Genomic DNA, 14698 nt, shown 5'->3' on the forward strand with positions numbered 1-14698 from the left:
GGAAAAGACTGAAGCGTATATTGTTCACCGTTTTTAATAAAACTAATACTGCTTCTTTATTAGAAGCTAAGGCCAATAAAATGACAAAGGATGATTCCATGAATAACCGCGGTATGATGACTTCCCTGCTAACTATCGGTGCAGCTGGTGCAGCAATATATGGTATAACAAAAGGAGTTCAAAATGGTACGTTTCAGAAACTCCCTCAACAAGTTTCAAATGCAGTACAAAATTCAATGAATAACCAAACCGTTCAACAAATAGCAGAACCGATTCAAAACATGATGAGTAATCAAAATCAAACAAATCAAACAAACTCTTCTATCGATATCCCTAGCGACAATCAAATTCAGCAACATGTTGGAAGCTCAAGTTTGGATTAACATGGGATTGTTTTAAGTGTAAAAAAATAGCCGGATAAAGTTATCCGGCTATTGTTGATTTAACACCTTGTTTAACATGAGAAATTCCCAACTCGTGAAATGTTATTTCCGGACGACTACCTATGCGTATATTTACACCGGTTTGACCAAGACCTTCACTAATATAAAAGGCTTTTCCATCATAATAATGTAGACCTTTAACCATATTTAAACGAACTAATTTCCCCATCTTCACTAAGTGATATGGTTTGGGCCAATAGATTTGTCCACCATGGAAGTGACCAGAAAGTAAATAATCAAAGTGATAATCCTTCATTTGCAGTACAATATTAGGGTCATGAGTCAAGACCAAATTATACCCTTCTTCTAAACCTCCAAATGATTTTCCAATATCACTGTGACTTGTACTATAATCATCTATTCCAATAATATTTACTGATCTTCCATCTATCTCTATCGTATCATTTTCATTTTGTAACGTTTTTATATGATACGTATTTAATAGTTTCTTTAGATTATTAAAGTTCTTTTCTCTTAGTACATAATCATGATTCCCGAAAACAGCATATGTTCCATACTTAGGATTCAGTTTTGCAAAAGTATCTAGATATGGCTGAAGCCGTGGAATACTTCTTTTTCTATCAAGAAAATCACCTGTTAAAGCAATGAAATCAATCGGTTGACCTTTCAAATCATGATATAATCGTTCAGGTGTGATAGAGATATTTTCTATGTGCATATCAGATATATGCAGTATACGAAACGGTACATCGGATTGTTTACCGTCATTTATATTCTTCATTTCAATGGTATTTATTGTTACGGAGTGCGTGTTCTTATATCCTTTATAAAAAAAATAGATTAATAGAATTAAGACAATAGCAATGATAGCTTGTGTCATTTATTCGCCTCCTCTTCTTTCATTATAAAGTACCATCGCACTTATTTTCAGTAGTAATTTATGGTTAATGAATACTTCCTTAACAAATCTCCCTATTGTTTCCAATTAGATAATAATAGGAGAGAGTTAAGGTGATATAACGGCAATTCACCCCAAAAAATCCAAACTCTCTCTTAAGTTTGGATTTTTTCATCAACAATCATTCTTTTTCACAAACCACTTTTTATTCATTGTAGTTTTTGTACAGTGTATCTTTGGACATAAGGAGATACATGGGAACGGGAACTTCCTTGTTAAATTTTTTACATGAAAGAAAATAAATAGGTAGAAGCGCTATTTGTTTAAACCACTTGTAATATTTATTTCGAATAGGGTATACTTCAAATCCTAACTTTTGACATCCTTTATGCAAGGTGGTAATCCCTATTAAACCTTTTATTTTATTGGTGTAACCCATTAATTGTATGTAGTTTACAATGGACGGCATGGAGTCTTGCACTGATTTGTATGTTACCAGGGCCCTTCTAAGTTCATTATCATACGCATGAATTTGCTTGAGCAGTTTCACATTGTGCAAATGAATTTTTATGAGTAAATCATTTTTATGAATTTCTGTACCATCTTTTAACCTCAAGTCCCTCCCTTTATACTTCGTTAACCTTACACGCATAATTGTTCGTTCTCCACGTTTATTTTCAATATACTCTAGTCTTGAAAAGTGATAATAAACAGGATCAATCAAGTCCCATATATGAAGGAAATTTTCTTTGATGCTCATGATTGCTACCCCTTACCAATTATAATTACAATCTTATTTTGCTTTAGTTTATAAATCCTATTACTGAAAAAATAAGAAAAAGTTAAAGTATGAAACAATGAATGCTTCACAAACTAAGAATGGAAAGTTGTTTGTAGGAGGAGTATCATATGATTCGAATTTTGTTTATGCCATTACTTAATATTCCATCAGGTCATCATCATGTAGCAGATAGTATAATAGAACAGCTGGAGAAAACAGAAGAATTCTCGACAGAAATTCATTGCGAAAAGTTAGAGATTTTATCCTTTTGTTTCGGTAAACTAGAGTCATTTGTCTCCAGCCTCTACCTCTTTGCTATTCATAAATTACCTAATATCTATAGTCAAATCTACAGAACTGCAGCCGTAAAAGGAGAAAAAAAGAAACATTATTCCCTTTATAAAAGTTTATTCACTAGGAAAATAATGAAGATTTTGAAAGAAAAGAATCCGAATATTATTATCTGTACACACGCCCTTCCCTCTTTCCTTCTTGATGATATGAAACAACACAATCATTTCTCTGGTACTATAATTAACGTTTATACCGACTACTTTATCAATGATTTATGGGGCAAGGAGTTTGTTGACTATCATTTTGTACCATGTTCAGAAATAAAGCAGGAATTAATTCAAGGAGGTATTAAGGAAAGTCGTATCCTAGTGACAGGAATCCCTGTTCATCCAATTTTCAAAAACCAACAGAAAAAAAAGGAAAAGAAAGAACCATTCAAAGTGCTGATTAGTGGTGGAAATATGGGGGCAGGTTCGATAGAGAAATTAATTCGTAATCTAGACCCGTCCGGCGACATTCTGTATTACGTTCTTTGCGGCAAAAATAAAGCATTGTACGATAAAATAAAACAATTAAACCACCCATCCATCTTGACACTTTCCTACCTGAAGTCAAAAGTAGAAATGAATCAATGGTATGAAGAGGTGGATGCCATTATTACCAAACCTGGTGGCGTTACCATTAGCGAATGTCTATGGAAGAAATTGCCCATTTTTGTATATGAAGCATTGCCTGGACAAGAAGAATATAATTTAAATTATTTAATAGAGAAGGATTTAATTTTTCCGTTAAAGGGCTGGAAAACAACTGGAAATATAGAGAAAACCATTCTCCGTACTCTAAATAATACAAACCTCCAGCAAACAGATCAACTCAAAAAATTCCATCAACATCTAGATACAAAAGAAATCCCACAAATCATAAAACAAATAGCCCAGACTTAAAGGGTGACAGGCACTCCCCGGATTTTTTTGAATCCTTCAAACTGCTATCATCCATCCTATAGTGCCTGTCACCTCCCGTTTTTTGTCGAATGATTTAGCCGCATACCAATGTATTGATAGGCGGCTTTTGCGGGTTTATGCTTTTATAATTTTCGGCTTTCCGATTGGGTAATATTCCACCTGCTCACATTTTATGATTTCCTCTTCTTTCAAACAATTCCTGCCATCGAAAATGATAGGTGATTTCATTTCTTTTACTAATTGTTTCCAATTTGATTCCACGAAGGATTTCCATTCTGTGACGATAAAGACTGCATCTGCATCCAGCACCGCTTCCTCTGGTGATTTTGCATATTCTACCTGGGTATTTAGTACCTTTTTAGCATTATTCATTGCAACTGGATCATATGCTGAAACTCTCGCACCTTGATTGATTAACTCATTTGAGATAACAATGGAAGGTGCCTCTCTTAGGTCGTCTGTTTCAGGCTTAAACGAAAGCCCAAGCATAGCTATCTTCTTTCCATTTAAATCACCAAATCTGGAAAGTGCCTTCCACACTAAGAGCTCACGCTGCTGGTTATTGATGGTCATTGTTTCTTCCAATAATCCGAAGTTCATATCGTGCTCACTAGCCGTGTGGTAGAGTGCTTTTACGTCTTTTGGAAAACATGATCCGCCGTACCCGATGCCTGGTTTCAGGAAAGCTTCACCAATGCGCTTATCCAACCCCATCCCTATAGAAACATCCTCCACATTTGCTCCCGTTGCTTCACAAAGATTTGCTATTTCATTAATAAAACTAATCTTCATGGCTAAAAATGCATTAGATGCATACTTAATCATTTCTGCACTGCGAATACTTGTATGAAGGATAGGTATATGAAGTATACTGTACATTTTTTCTAATTTGGAGGCTGCCTGTTTGTTTTCTGTACCAATCACAATACGATCAGCTTTCAATGTATCGCTAATCGCAGAACCTTGCCTCAAGAACTCAGGGTTGGCAGCCATATCAACAGAGATATCATGTGGTAAATTTTCTTTCAATATATTCTTAATTACATCATTAGTTCCTACTGGCACCGTGCTTTTTATTGTGATAATTGCATTTTGATTAAGATTTTCAGCAATGTCTTTCGCCGCTTGTTCCAAAAAGCTTAAATCTGCAGATCCATTATTGCTTTGAGGAGTTCCGACTGCAATAATAATAACCTCTTTATTATGCAAACCTTCCTTATGCGAAGTAGTGAATTTCAATCGGCCGTTTCCTATATTTCTTTTGAGAAGCTCTTTCAAACCTGGCTCATAAATTGGCGGTATCCCTTTGCTTAATTGTTCTATCTTTTCCTCATCAACATCCATACAAACAACTTCATGTCCAGAATCTGACAAGCACACACCTGTTGATAATCCCACATAGCCTGTTCCTAATACTGCAATTTTCATCATTCAATCAACCCCTTCCACCGGAACATGAAGGTGTTCTCTCTCTATAACCTGTTTTAAATAGCTAACTACTTCTTCCCTTGTATCCTGTCTTTGCAATGCAAGTTCTATTGTTGCTTTAATAAAACCAATTTTATCTCCAATATCAAACCGTCTTCCTTCAAAGTTATATGCCAAGACTGCCTGTTCTGCATTAAGCTCATTTATTGCATCTGTAAGCTGAAGTTCATCACCAGCACCAAATGGAATCCTTGAAAGAACATTAAATATTTCAGGTTTTAGTACATATCTTCCCATAATTGCGTAGTTAGATGGTGCATATTTTATTTCTGGTTTTTCTACCAGTGCATCAACATATAGTAGTCTTGAATCAATCTTACCCTCCTTTGGTTTAATAATTCCGTATTTATGAACTTCTTGATCGGGTACATGTTGTACTGCAATCACCGAACTCTGGTAATAATTAAACACATCCAATAATTGTTTTAAACAAGGTTTCTCGGACATCACAATGTCATCACCCAATAATACAGCAAATGGTTCATTCCCTATGAAACTCTTGGCACAAAGTATGGCATCACCTAATCCCAATGGTTCTTGTTGTCTAACATAATAAATTTTTGCTAATTTCGATATCGATTGAATCTCCTCTAATAGATCTGTTTTGTTTTTCTTTTGCAATGCATCCTCTAATTCATAGGATTTATCAAAGTGGTCTTCAATCATATGCTTTCCCCTACCTATCACCATTACAATTTCTTCTATTCCTGATGCGACTGCTTCTTCGACGATATATTGAATGGTTGGTTTATCCACTATAGGTAACATTTCCTTGGCTTGTGCTTTGGAAGCAGGTAAAAAACGTGTACCAAGTCCAGCGGCTGGAATGATAGCCTTTCTAATCCTCATATAATGTGCCTCCCTTCTAGCACTACTTACTTATATATGTGAATGATTGAACGGAAGTATCATTGACAGCCTATCATTTACTAGAATTGGCTCTTGACTATAATGAGGTGGGAACTCATCGTTTAATCTAAGCCCACCTCTAGAATTAGCCCTCCTTTTTACATTCAGTCATTCATTGAGCTCATAGGAGAAATATTTATCTTTAAACTTCTTATCTTTTTTGACTTTGTTAATAGATTTTTTTCGTTTATTTTTATTTTTCCCTTTTCCCTTCGTTTTCTTGGAAGTTTTGATATTTTCTTTTTTCTTCGATTTTTTCCCTTTTTTCTTTTTATTGTCCTCTACTTTTGTTTCTTCCTCCTCTTCAAGAGGTATTGGTTCTTTTGTCCATTCCTTATACAACTTCGGTTCCATTTCTTTTGTCTGCTCTAAAAATGCCTCCAAAAAGTTCCTCTCATGAAGGTTCTGGAATAACTCTATTGGACGATATTGATCTCGCGTATAAGAATAAACATGGTCCACCATTTTAAATCCTTTAGAAGTAACAAAGACATGACGTAATGGAGCATCGATTAACTTAAATCCAGATTCTTTTTGGGCAATAAGAATATCTAGTAATCTTCGTGTAACGTCCTCAGTCAACTCTGATTGTTTCTTTAAAAAAGAATTTAAATCTGGACCAAGCAAATATTCCATTACTACATAATTATCACCAGTTTCCATGACTTCTGGGATAAAAGACAAATTCTGATTACCTAGAAGCACATCCTGCTCTTTTTTGGCATGGTCTTTCTTTGGATATATCTTTACACATTTATCTTCTGAAATTCGATAAACGGCTCCCTGATGTCCTTTTCCAACAAGTGTCTGAGATATAGCACTGTCTACTTTCACCGCACTTCCAGAACCACCAGAAGATACGTCAATATTTTTATAGTCCATTTTATTTTTGTTATAGTAGTTATCCCATTCTTTATACATCTTTGGTTCCATTTCTTTTACCTGATCCAAGAATGCTTCTTTTAACAGGATAATATTTAAATCTCGTAATAATTTTAAGGGAACAGGGTGTTGACGTTTAAAGGAATTAACGTGGTCAATGACTTTGAGTTCTTCATTTTCCAGAACGAATATGTGGCGAAGGGGAGCATCAATCATCGTAAAATTTGCTTTCTTTAATGCACTTAGAATATCCAGTAATTTTCTGGTAATAGTTTCTGGAAGATACGTACTATTTTTCAAGTACTCCTTTAAATTCGGTGCATTGAAATACTCCATAATGATATAATTCTCTCCAGTTTCATACACCTCTGGGAAGAAGTCCAAGTCCTTTCCTGCTTTTAACGCATCTTGCTCCATTTTCGCTTTTAAGGGATCGGGATAAATTTTGACACATTTATCTTCTGACAGTTTAAATACAGCTCCTTGAGCACCCATTCCAATTAGTTGATAATCAGTTGGATTATCTATAAGAAGAGTCTTCTCACCTTTTGTTACAGTAATCTTTTTTATATCTTTAAAACCCTTAAAACTTTTTTTCTTGTTATTTTTTTTCTTCTTTTTGCTCAATTAACTCCCCTCCTAACAATTCATCATAGATTCTTGCCTGCTCAGCTAGTTGTTTTTGTTGATCGAATAACCTTTCAACTTTATCACGAGCATTGAGTGCATAACTTTCCCATAAAGGTCGATTTAATAGCATGAACTCTAATGCTTCTGCAAGTTCATCAACATTATTTTCTTCTACTAGTAATCCATCTTTGTTATTAGTGACTAGCTCTGGTATCCCAGCATGAGTGGTAGAAACCACAGGAAGCCCAGTAGCCATTGCTTCTTTCACTGTATTTGGTATCCCTTCAACATCACCGTTCGAAGCAACCATGCTCGCTGCAACAAATAAATCGGCATTTTGCATCTTCTCCTGTACAAGAGCTTTAGGGATCTTATTTAATAGTTGAAAGGAGTCTCCTAGATTTAACTCCTTGGCTAAATTCCTTAGTTCTTCTTCCATCACTCCACCACCAATGATAGTAAGTGTAGCCTTAGGAAAATTTTCTCTAACTTTATCAAATGCCTTCATCAGAATGTGGTGGCCTTTCTTTTCTACCAACCTGCCCATTGACAAAATGTTTTGAGAATTACCAATGACATCTGGCGGTCTAAATTTAAACTGTTCCAAATCTACTCCACCGTATAGCACTTTAATTTTTTCAGGTGGACACCCCCAATCGATAATCCGTTCAGCTAGATATTCACAAACAGGAAGAAATAGGTCCCCCTCTTCAAATAATTTCTTCGCACCATCCATATATCCAACAGGCTGATCTGCAAGTGTAGCATCTCTACCGCGTATGCTGGTTACTAATGGAAGTTCAGTCTTCTTTTTAAAAGGAAGAAGCAGCATTCCCAGCTGGGCGTGATGTGCATGCAGAATGCCAACATCATGTTTTCCAACAAATTTCTTAGGCGAATATATCTCATTTAGATAATGAACTTTTTCATTAAGAAGAGACATATCTATCATATATTTAGGTTGCCGCACGAGATGAATATAGTCATAATCAGGTACTTTACGGATTTGCGGAACATATTGTGTGGGATCCACTCTTAAATTCAAGTGCATAACTGTTCGCAAAGTATCTTCCCCTTTCTACAAAATAAGCTTTTCAACTTTTCCCATTATTCTATGCAAGTTATTGATGAAAGGCATGGACGAATAGGAAGTGTATTATGCCTAAATAGAGAAGTGATAGGGACACCTGTCTATTAAACCGCCATTCACTGCCTAAAAGCCTTCTTTATGGGTACTAACCGTTACCAACTAATCAATATATGAATTAATAGTAATAGAGACAAATACACCTGAAAGGAGGAAAAAATAATGACGAAGCAGACCATTCTAATCACAGGTGCAGCAGGATTTATTGGATACCATCTTTCCAACCGTCTATTAAATTTAGGATTTCATGTAATCGGTATAGATAACTTAAATAATTATTACGATGTAAAAGTAAAACACGCACGCTTAGAACAGTTAAAAGCGCATGATCATTTTACATTTTATAAAATGGACATAACCAATCGTAATAAATTATTTGGGCTATTTAAAAAGTGGAATATTCCTATTGTCATTAACCTTGCTGCTCAAGCAGGCGTCCGTTACAGTATTGAAAATCCTTATGCTTATGCAGATTCCAACTTAATTGGGTTTATGAATATATTAGAAGCATGCAGACAGTTTCAGGTAGAACACCTTATCTACGCATCATCCAGTTCCGTGTATGGGGCAAATGAAAAACTTCCATTCTCAACCAATGATTCGGTTGATCATCCCGTCAGTTTATATGCTGCAACCAAAAAAGCTAATGAGCTAATGGCTCACACCTATAGTCATTTATATCAAATCCCTACCACTGGTCTTCGCTTTTTCACCGTTTATGGCCCATGGGGACGCCCTGATATGGCTTATTTTTCTTTTACTAAAAATATTATGGAAGGCAAGAAAATACAGGTTTACAACTATGGGGAAATGAAGAGAGATTTCACTTATATCGATGACATTATTGAGGGAATCACTCGGCTATTGCACGATCCTCCTAAAGAGAATCCAGCTTATAATAAATTAACCCCCATTCCCAGTTCTAGTCATGCACCATACAAAATCTACAATATCGGTAACAATAAACCAGTTCATCTAATGAATTTCATTCAGACCTTAGAAAAAATATGTGGAAAAAAAGCAATAATTGATTTCTTACCCATGCAATCAGGTGATGTAAAAGAAACCTATGCTGATATTAGAGATTTGCAAAAAGATGTTGGGTTCGCACCTACCACATCTATTGAGGAAGGTCTAGCCCATTTCATCGATTGGTATAAAAAGTTCTATCATAATGAATAGCTCAACTAGAAGTGTTATATAAACAATTAAGAGGTACGCAAGGAAGAAAAAACCTGGCATACCTCTGTTTTAATGGTAAAATCAAACCGTTGATTAAACGTTTTACTTTTTCAAACCAAATGCACGCAAAAAGGTATCGCAACGGAAGCGATACCTTTTTTGTTATACAATAATACTTTGGAGGTGACTTGTAGCTAAGAAAAGATTATCTAGGAATCAGAATTATTCATGTAGAATGTAGTGTCAATATTAATTTGGTAGGTCCCATTACCTGAAGGGTTTCCTTGGCAACGAACCGATAGATGCTTCAAGTTTTCTACTTCAATGACATAGGATGACTGACCAGACACTACATTATCAGGAACAACCCGTTCTATTAAAGGCTGATTTTTTGCTTCAATTATCAATATCATCGTATTTGGAGCAGGAGTGTAATTAAAAGCAGTAATCTGTGCGCGATTGTTACTATTCGTTACATTTTCATACACCATTTGATTAATACCATTACTATTTTGACTCTGAAAAATACTTACATTATGCTGATCAATCAGGTTATTAACGACTTGATATTTCTTCTTTTCTTTCTTTCCTTTATCTGACATAAATTATTACCTCCTTTTTAATTATTGGTTTTCTGTACGGAAGTGGTTGAATCTGTAGTAGATCTATTATTTTCCAATGATTGGAGAAATTGATAAATAAGATTCATTTTTGGGTGTTGAGTCAATTCTTGTTTTTTGTACATGCGAACCAGTTGCTCCCATTGCTTAGGATTTATTTGACTTTTTAATTGGGTTTTTAGCATAGTTCGGTATTGGGGATTTTGATAAAGCAAATTTTTTTCGAATTCCTTTATGATTTCTTGTTTACTCGCTTTATTGTTCATACATTCGATAACTGGATACATATTTAATTCTGCTAATGTGTTCTTTATAAAAGGAAAGATACTTTCCTGCATCTTTTCCACCTCCTTCTTAAGCATTCTATGAGACACGAATGATTTCGAACGGGTGCTTGTCACCAGATTAGTGTTAACAAGCAAATGTCCTAGTTACTATGTACATTATTGATTGGAAAATCGTATATTCTTTTATAGAATTCCAAATACTAAAGTGAGAACATTTATGAAAGGGACATGAAGATGAGGCATATGAAAGCTTTAGCAATTAAATTTATTTTTACAGCAGTGGTTCTCTATTCGTTACTCACCATTTTCGAAGCAGCTTCTTTAACGGAAATTTTATTGATTAGCTTATTAGTAACGGGGATAGCTTATTTAATTGGAGATTTAGTAATTTTAAGGAGATTTAGTAACTTAGTAGCTACGATAGCAGATTTCGGACTGGCATTTGCTGCAATTTGGCTATTTTCCTCATTCTTTATTTACGCAGCTAGTCCAATTGTTACAGTTTCAGCATTTTCTGCATTTTTCCTTGCAATTAGTGAAGCGTTATTTCATATTTATATGAATGAAAAAGTATTCGAAAAAGAAGATGACAGACGTGATGACCTCACATTTACAAAATCCCGTTTACAGGCGGAGTTTTCTGAGGAAGAGGATATAGATTATATTAGAAAGAAAAAGAAACGGCCTGAATAAGGTTAGTAAGAAAAAACACCGTGCTATTCCATAAATAGCACGGTGTTTTCTTCAATTTATATAAATCAATTTAAAAACTTCCAGGTCCTCTTTGATTCTTGTTATTTTGGTTCAGTACTTCAATTAGTTTATCTTTTTGTTTATCCTCATCTGGTCTCTTCATACCTGTTTTTTTCTCAAAATAAACAGCAATACCACCGATAACAGCAATTGGAATAAAAATATATAACCAAAACATCGTATTCCCCCCAATGCGAGATAGTATCATTATAACATTATTAGAATTTTTTAACAATTGGGGAATAATCTCTAATTAACTATTAAAATAGGCAAGATGATACTCACTTTCACCTATTTTTGCTCTTTCACCTTATTAATAAGATATTTGACAAACACTTCATCTCTGGCTAACCATGCTTGATAATTTCGTTTTAGGAATATCTCTGCATTCTCGAAATTGGAAAATTTCTGTTCCAATGGTTCCTCATTTTTTTGTATCATCCAATTTTCCTCATCCTCTGAATAAATGAAGAAAATATCATCGGAACGGTTTTGATATAATGCTCCAAATGATTCACCTTTCAAATTGAATCGATTTCGTCTAGCGTCTTCTCGTAGTGGATCTAAATGAAACGTCTCTTCGACAAATAACTTAAAAGCAATATCATTCATTGAACAACCAGCTGCTTTAGCATGACCGCCACCGTCAAATCGTGTAGCAACTTCAGATACATCGATATGGTCATGTATGGTACGAAAGCCCATTCTCCTTCCACCAATATTTAAGATTGCAATATAATCTAAGTGAGGATAATCTTTCCCCAATTGATTTCCTAATTCAGAATGGTATGATTCTGCATAAACAACACCTGCATACAATTCACCTATTTTTTTCTGAACTAGTTCACGACGTTTCCTTCGCATATACCGGTCAATCTTGTCATCTTCCATATCTAGAATCTTTTCTTCAAAGTCGTTAAAGTTAAAACGATCACTTTTTTGTAGTCGCTGGATCATTATTTCTTCAAATTCATCAATTGAAAGCAAGAAAAATAGCGCATTAAGTCGTTGAGCTTTGTTATTCATATTTTTTTCCCATTCCCAAGTGTCATACTGTCTAATAAGCTCCACAAACTCATTTATCGCATCCTTGGGTTCAATGAATTTATGCTCTATTAAATATTCATATAATAAAGAAGTCGCAGATGTTAATTTTCCTTCTTCGTCTTTTACAACCACATGTCCCCAGTCATAATCATTGTAGGGCAATGCGGTTTGATGATGGTCAATTAATTGGAGCTGCCCACCAGCTTTATAATATTTATCCAATCGCATCTCGTTTTCTTCATTGACGGATAAATCAGTGATAAATAAAAAAGAGTCCTTTTCGTTTTCTAAAACCATTGCACTTCTTTATTAAGACTGCCAATCGAATTATAACGCACCCTTACCTTATCACCAAAGGCAAGCTTCGCAATAATCCCACACCCCACCCCATCCAAATCATTATGTGACAACAACTTATACATTGGTGCCTGTCACCTCCCGAATCTTGTCGAATTGATTTACCGGTATTAAATTCTTCATAAAATCTCCTCCTTCCATTAGGTTAACCAGCAAAAACAGCCTTATCCCAAATCGGTGCCTGTCACCTCCCGGATTTTGTCGAAGTTTTGAATTTATGGAATCATACATGTTATCGATAAAAGTGGACAAAATAAGCGAAAACAGAAAGGAGAAAAAAATGAGATATTTATTTGCCCTTATCGTAAAATTTGTGATGTTAACTGCGATACTATGGATTGTTCTTGGCATATTTTATGGTATTAACCTCGGTGATATCTTTACCATAAGCATCTTGTTATCCGTCGTTTCGTTCGTTGGTGACGTATTCCTGTTACCAAGAATCGGAAATGTTCTTGCAGTAATTGGTGACTTTGCACTTTCCTTTCTTGTAATATGGGGACTTGGAAATTCTTTGTTTGCGTTTGAGATACCAGTAGTAACCGCTGCGTTTATTTCCGCTTTATTTGTTGGTGTTGGTGAGATATTCTATCACCGCTACATGAAAAATCAAGTTTTTGCAGGGCTCGAAAAAGACTTCATGCAAACACATCATATGCAGACCGAATATAGCGAGGAATTTAGTCCGGAAGACAAAAAGTAAAGGTAATGAACGACACCTATCAAGGATGCACTCACATGACAACGGACTCTTGTCTAATTTTAAAAATTGGACAAGAGTTTTTATTATGTTACAAAATACCCCAGTCCTTTTTCCTATATCTTTCAATAGTATTGCAAATTTTAGTAAAAATTAATCAATAGAATTTAGCGGTTTAATTTTATGAAATTGGTTAGAATATGTCTTGTCGGTGAAATTACTTTATAGAAAAGAAAGCCTTTTCTAAACCGTAATTACATCAAATACTTAACAACAGGAGGGTCGATTAATGGCGAAGAATAACAATCGTAATCGCAACAACAACAACAACAACAACAATAATAACAACAACAACGATGTAAACAATGTTGAGTTTGCGAACGAAAACGAGTTCAACGATTTCGATAACAACAATAATAACAACAATAACAACAATCGTAATCGTAACCGTAACAACCGTAATAACTAATTAATCAAGACCCAAAAAAAACCTGTATCTAGAATGATTACTCATTTTGGATACAGGTTTTTTGATCTAACTATATTCTATATATCATCATTTCTACGTAATTGTTTATACTTAATATTTCACATCTAATTTTATGGCAACTATCTCACAGCCAATAATAATTATGCCAGGACCAGAGTGAAATCAATTAAAACCTTGCTTTCAATCGATAAATCGGCTGTCCTTTAGCCGAAAACTTTTCTTCATATTCCGTCATGATATTAGTTGGATCATCAATATCATGCAAATCTAAATTTACTTCCTCTAGTTTCATTCCATAATCATTTAAGCTTACAAGAGAATATTCAAACAAGCCGCGATTATCAGTTTTAAAAATCACTGAACCATCAGGTATTAAGATGTCATTATATTGTTCCAAAAAAGTCTTATAAGTCAATCTGCGTTTTTCATGGCGGTTCTTCGGCCACGGGTCTGAGAAATTCAAGTAAATACCAGAGATTTCATTTATATCAAACATCTCTCTTAAGTCACTGGCATTTTCATTTAGCAATAAAATATTAGATTGGTCTGACTCCGTTTCCAATACTTTTTGAGCTGCAGAAACAATTATACTTTTTGCCAGTTCAATTCCAATAAAATTAATCTCTGGATATTGCTTTGCCATTCCGACAATAAATTGCCCTTTACCTGTTCCAACTTCTATATGAATTGGATGGTCGTTCCCAAAAAGCTCTTTCCATTTCCCTTTATGCTCTGAGGGATTTGGAATAATTAACTGATTATGTTCTTTCAAAAACTCATCAGCCCATGGTTTATTACGTTGACGCATTATATATACCTCTCTTTGTTGTTTTTTAACAAGTATAGAAAACACGATATGACAAA

General features: G+C 34.7%; 16 protein-coding genes and 1 pseudogene. 6 read left to right on the forward strand and 11 right to left on the reverse strand.

Features of this window, described 5'->3' with window-relative positions; genetic code table 11:
• The first annotated feature begins 98 nt into the window (after positions 1 to 98).
• Positions 99 to 383 (forward strand): hypothetical protein, encoded by a 285-nt coding sequence (locus D8M06_RS17200; RefSeq protein ID WP_121205822.1) that lies wholly within the window; start codon positions 99 to 101, stop codon positions 381 to 383.
• 40 nt (positions 384 to 423) lie between these two features.
• Here D8M06_RS17200 and D8M06_RS17205 read toward each other — a convergent pair whose 3' ends face one another.
• Together D8M06_RS17205 and D8M06_RS17210 are read right to left on the reverse strand one after the other, a co-directional pair.
• Complete coding sequence (locus D8M06_RS17205; protein WP_121205823.1) at positions 424 to 1284, reverse strand: metallophosphoesterase; 861 nt, start codon at positions 1282 to 1284, stop codon at positions 424 to 426.
• A 223-nt stretch (positions 1285 to 1507) separates the two neighbouring features.
• The gene (locus D8M06_RS17210) at positions 1508 to 2062 is read right to left on the reverse strand and encodes a YkoP family protein (RefSeq protein WP_241558981.1); all 555 of its coding nucleotides are present in this window, start codon (positions 2060 to 2062) and stop codon (positions 1508 to 1510) included.
• A 149-nt stretch (positions 2063 to 2211) separates the two neighbouring features.
• On the opposite strand from D8M06_RS17210, the gene D8M06_RS17215 reads away from it, so the two are divergent.
• The gene (locus D8M06_RS17215; protein ID WP_121205825.1) at positions 2212 to 3321 is read left to right on the forward strand and encodes an MGDG synthase family glycosyltransferase; all 1110 of its coding nucleotides are present in this window, start codon (positions 2212 to 2214) and stop codon (positions 3319 to 3321) included.
• Between the two features lie 135 nt (positions 3322 to 3456).
• On the opposite strand, the gene D8M06_RS17220 is transcribed toward D8M06_RS17215, so the two are convergent.
• From D8M06_RS17220 to D8M06_RS17235, 4 genes are all read right to left on the reverse strand, one after another.
• Positions 3457 to 4770 carry a UDP-glucose dehydrogenase family protein gene (locus D8M06_RS17220; protein ID WP_121205854.1) on the reverse strand — a complete coding sequence of 438 codons (1314 nt, stop codon included), beginning with the start codon at positions 4768 to 4770 and terminating at the stop codon, positions 3457 to 3459.
• Positions 4771 to 4773: 3 nt separating this feature from the next.
• Positions 4774 to 5679 (reverse strand): UTP--glucose-1-phosphate uridylyltransferase GalU, encoded by a 906-nt coding sequence (gene galU, locus D8M06_RS17225; RefSeq protein WP_121205826.1) that lies wholly within the window; start codon positions 5677 to 5679, stop codon positions 4774 to 4776.
• Positions 5680 to 5847: 168 nt separating this feature from the next.
• Positions 5848 to 7248 carry a protein kinase family protein gene (locus D8M06_RS17230; protein ID WP_194074651.1) on the reverse strand — a complete coding sequence of 467 codons (1401 nt, stop codon included), beginning with the start codon at positions 7246 to 7248 and terminating at the stop codon, positions 5848 to 5850.
• A complete protein-coding gene (locus tag D8M06_RS17235; RefSeq protein ID WP_121205827.1) occupies positions 7223 to 8314 on the reverse strand; it encodes a glycosyltransferase in 1092 nt (363 codons plus the stop codon). Before D8M06_RS17235 ends, D8M06_RS17230 begins: the two co-directional genes overlap by 26 nt.
• A 246-nt stretch (positions 8315 to 8560) precedes the next feature.
• Between D8M06_RS17235 and D8M06_RS17240 the strand changes: the two genes are divergently transcribed.
• Positions 8561 to 9580, forward strand: a complete 1020-nt coding sequence (locus D8M06_RS17240; RefSeq protein WP_121205828.1) for an NAD-dependent epimerase — start codon at positions 8561 to 8563, stop codon at positions 9578 to 9580.
• Positions 9581 to 9789: 209 nt separating this feature from the next.
• Here the strand turns inward: D8M06_RS17240 and D8M06_RS17245 are convergent, their stop codons facing one another.
• Positions 9790 to 10182 carry a hypothetical protein gene (locus D8M06_RS17245; protein WP_121205829.1) on the reverse strand — a complete coding sequence of 131 codons (393 nt, stop codon included), beginning with the start codon at positions 10180 to 10182 and terminating at the stop codon, positions 9790 to 9792.
• A 17-nt stretch (positions 10183 to 10199) separates the two neighbouring features.
• Positions 10200 to 10538 (reverse strand): hypothetical protein, encoded by a 339-nt coding sequence (locus D8M06_RS17250; RefSeq protein WP_121205830.1) that lies wholly within the window; start codon positions 10536 to 10538, stop codon positions 10200 to 10202.
• Between the two features lie 183 nt (positions 10539 to 10721).
• On the opposite strand from D8M06_RS17250, the gene D8M06_RS17255 reads away from it, so the two are divergent.
• Positions 10722 to 11180 (forward strand): YndM family protein, encoded by a 459-nt coding sequence (locus D8M06_RS17255; protein ID WP_158591816.1) that lies wholly within the window; start codon positions 10722 to 10724, stop codon positions 11178 to 11180.
• Positions 11181 to 11250: 70 nt separating this feature from the next.
• Here D8M06_RS17255 and D8M06_RS19910 read toward each other — a convergent pair whose 3' ends face one another.
• Together D8M06_RS19910 and D8M06_RS17260 are read right to left on the reverse strand one after the other, a co-directional pair.
• Positions 11251 to 11418, reverse strand: coding sequence for a hypothetical protein (locus tag D8M06_RS19910; RefSeq protein WP_158591817.1), 168 nt, complete (start codon positions 11416 to 11418; stop codon positions 11251 to 11253).
• 113 nt (positions 11419 to 11531) lie between these two features.
• Positions 11532 to 12709 (reverse strand): annotated as a pseudogene (locus D8M06_RS17260) (DHH family phosphoesterase).
• Between the two features lie 215 nt (positions 12710 to 12924).
• On the opposite strand from D8M06_RS17260, the gene D8M06_RS17265 reads away from it, so the two are divergent.
• Positions 12925 to 13347 (forward strand): YndM family protein, encoded by a 423-nt coding sequence (locus D8M06_RS17265; RefSeq protein ID WP_158591818.1) that lies wholly within the window; start codon positions 12925 to 12927, stop codon positions 13345 to 13347.
• Between the two features lie 286 nt (positions 13348 to 13633).
• Positions 13634 to 13813 (forward strand): hypothetical protein, encoded by a 180-nt coding sequence (locus tag D8M06_RS17270; RefSeq protein WP_121205833.1) that lies wholly within the window; start codon positions 13634 to 13636, stop codon positions 13811 to 13813.
• A 187-nt stretch (positions 13814 to 14000) separates the two neighbouring features.
• Here D8M06_RS17270 and trmB read toward each other — a convergent pair whose 3' ends face one another.
• Entirely contained in the window at positions 14001 to 14642 is a 642-nt protein-coding gene (gene trmB, locus D8M06_RS17275; RefSeq protein WP_121205834.1) for a tRNA (guanosine(46)-N7)-methyltransferase TrmB, read from the reverse strand.
• Positions 14643 to 14698: the final 56 nt, after the last annotated feature.

This window comes from Oceanobacillus halophilus (genome assembly GCF_003628505.1).
Classification (GTDB): Bacteria; Bacillota; Bacilli; order Bacillales; family Amphibacillaceae; genus Oceanobacillus; species Oceanobacillus halophilus.

What these genes read in the sequence shown, in the direction of transcription:
- D8M06_RS17220 (WP_121205854.1), bottom strand. Translation starts at nt 4,770, where the DNA reads ATGAAAATTGCAGTATTAGGAACAGGCTATGTGGGATTATCAACAGGT.
- D8M06_RS17265 (WP_158591818.1), top strand. Translation starts at nt 12,925, where the DNA reads ATGAGATATTTATTTGCCCTTATCGTAAAATTTGTGATGTTAACTGCG.
- galU (WP_121205826.1), bottom strand. Translation starts at nt 5,679, where the DNA reads ATGAGGATTAGAAAGGCTATCATTCCAGCCGCTGGACTTGGTACACGT.
- D8M06_RS17240 (WP_121205828.1), top strand. Translation starts at nt 8,561, where the DNA reads ATGACGAAGCAGACCATTCTAATCACAGGTGCAGCAGGATTTATTGGA.
- D8M06_RS17205 (WP_121205823.1), bottom strand. Translation starts at nt 1,284, where the DNA reads ATGACACAAGCTATCATTGCTATTGTCTTAATTCTATTAATCTATTTT.
- D8M06_RS17250 (WP_121205830.1), bottom strand. Translation starts at nt 10,538, where the DNA reads ATGCAGGAAAGTATCTTTCCTTTTATAAAGAACACATTAGCAGAATTA.
- D8M06_RS19910 (WP_158591817.1), bottom strand. Translation starts at nt 11,418, where the DNA reads ATGTTTTGGTTATATATTTTTATTCCAATTGCTGTTATCGGTGGTATT.
- D8M06_RS17215 (WP_121205825.1), top strand. Translation starts at nt 2,212, where the DNA reads ATGATTCGAATTTTGTTTATGCCATTACTTAATATTCCATCAGGTCAT.
- D8M06_RS17200 (WP_121205822.1), top strand. Translation starts at nt 99, where the DNA reads ATGAATAACCGCGGTATGATGACTTCCCTGCTAACTATCGGTGCAGCT.
- D8M06_RS17270 (WP_121205833.1), top strand. Translation starts at nt 13,634, where the DNA reads ATGGCGAAGAATAACAATCGTAATCGCAACAACAACAACAACAACAAC.
- D8M06_RS17255 (WP_158591816.1), top strand. Translation starts at nt 10,722, where the DNA reads ATGAGGCATATGAAAGCTTTAGCAATTAAATTTATTTTTACAGCAGTG.
- trmB (WP_121205834.1), bottom strand. Translation starts at nt 14,642, where the DNA reads ATGCGTCAACGTAATAAACCATGGGCTGATGAGTTTTTGAAAGAACAT.
- D8M06_RS17245 (WP_121205829.1), bottom strand. Translation starts at nt 10,182, where the DNA reads ATGTCAGATAAAGGAAAGAAAGAAAAGAAGAAATATCAAGTCGTTAAT.
- D8M06_RS17210 (WP_241558981.1), bottom strand. Translation starts at nt 2,062, where the DNA reads ATGAGCATCAAAGAAAATTTCCTTCATATATGGGACTTGATTGATCCT.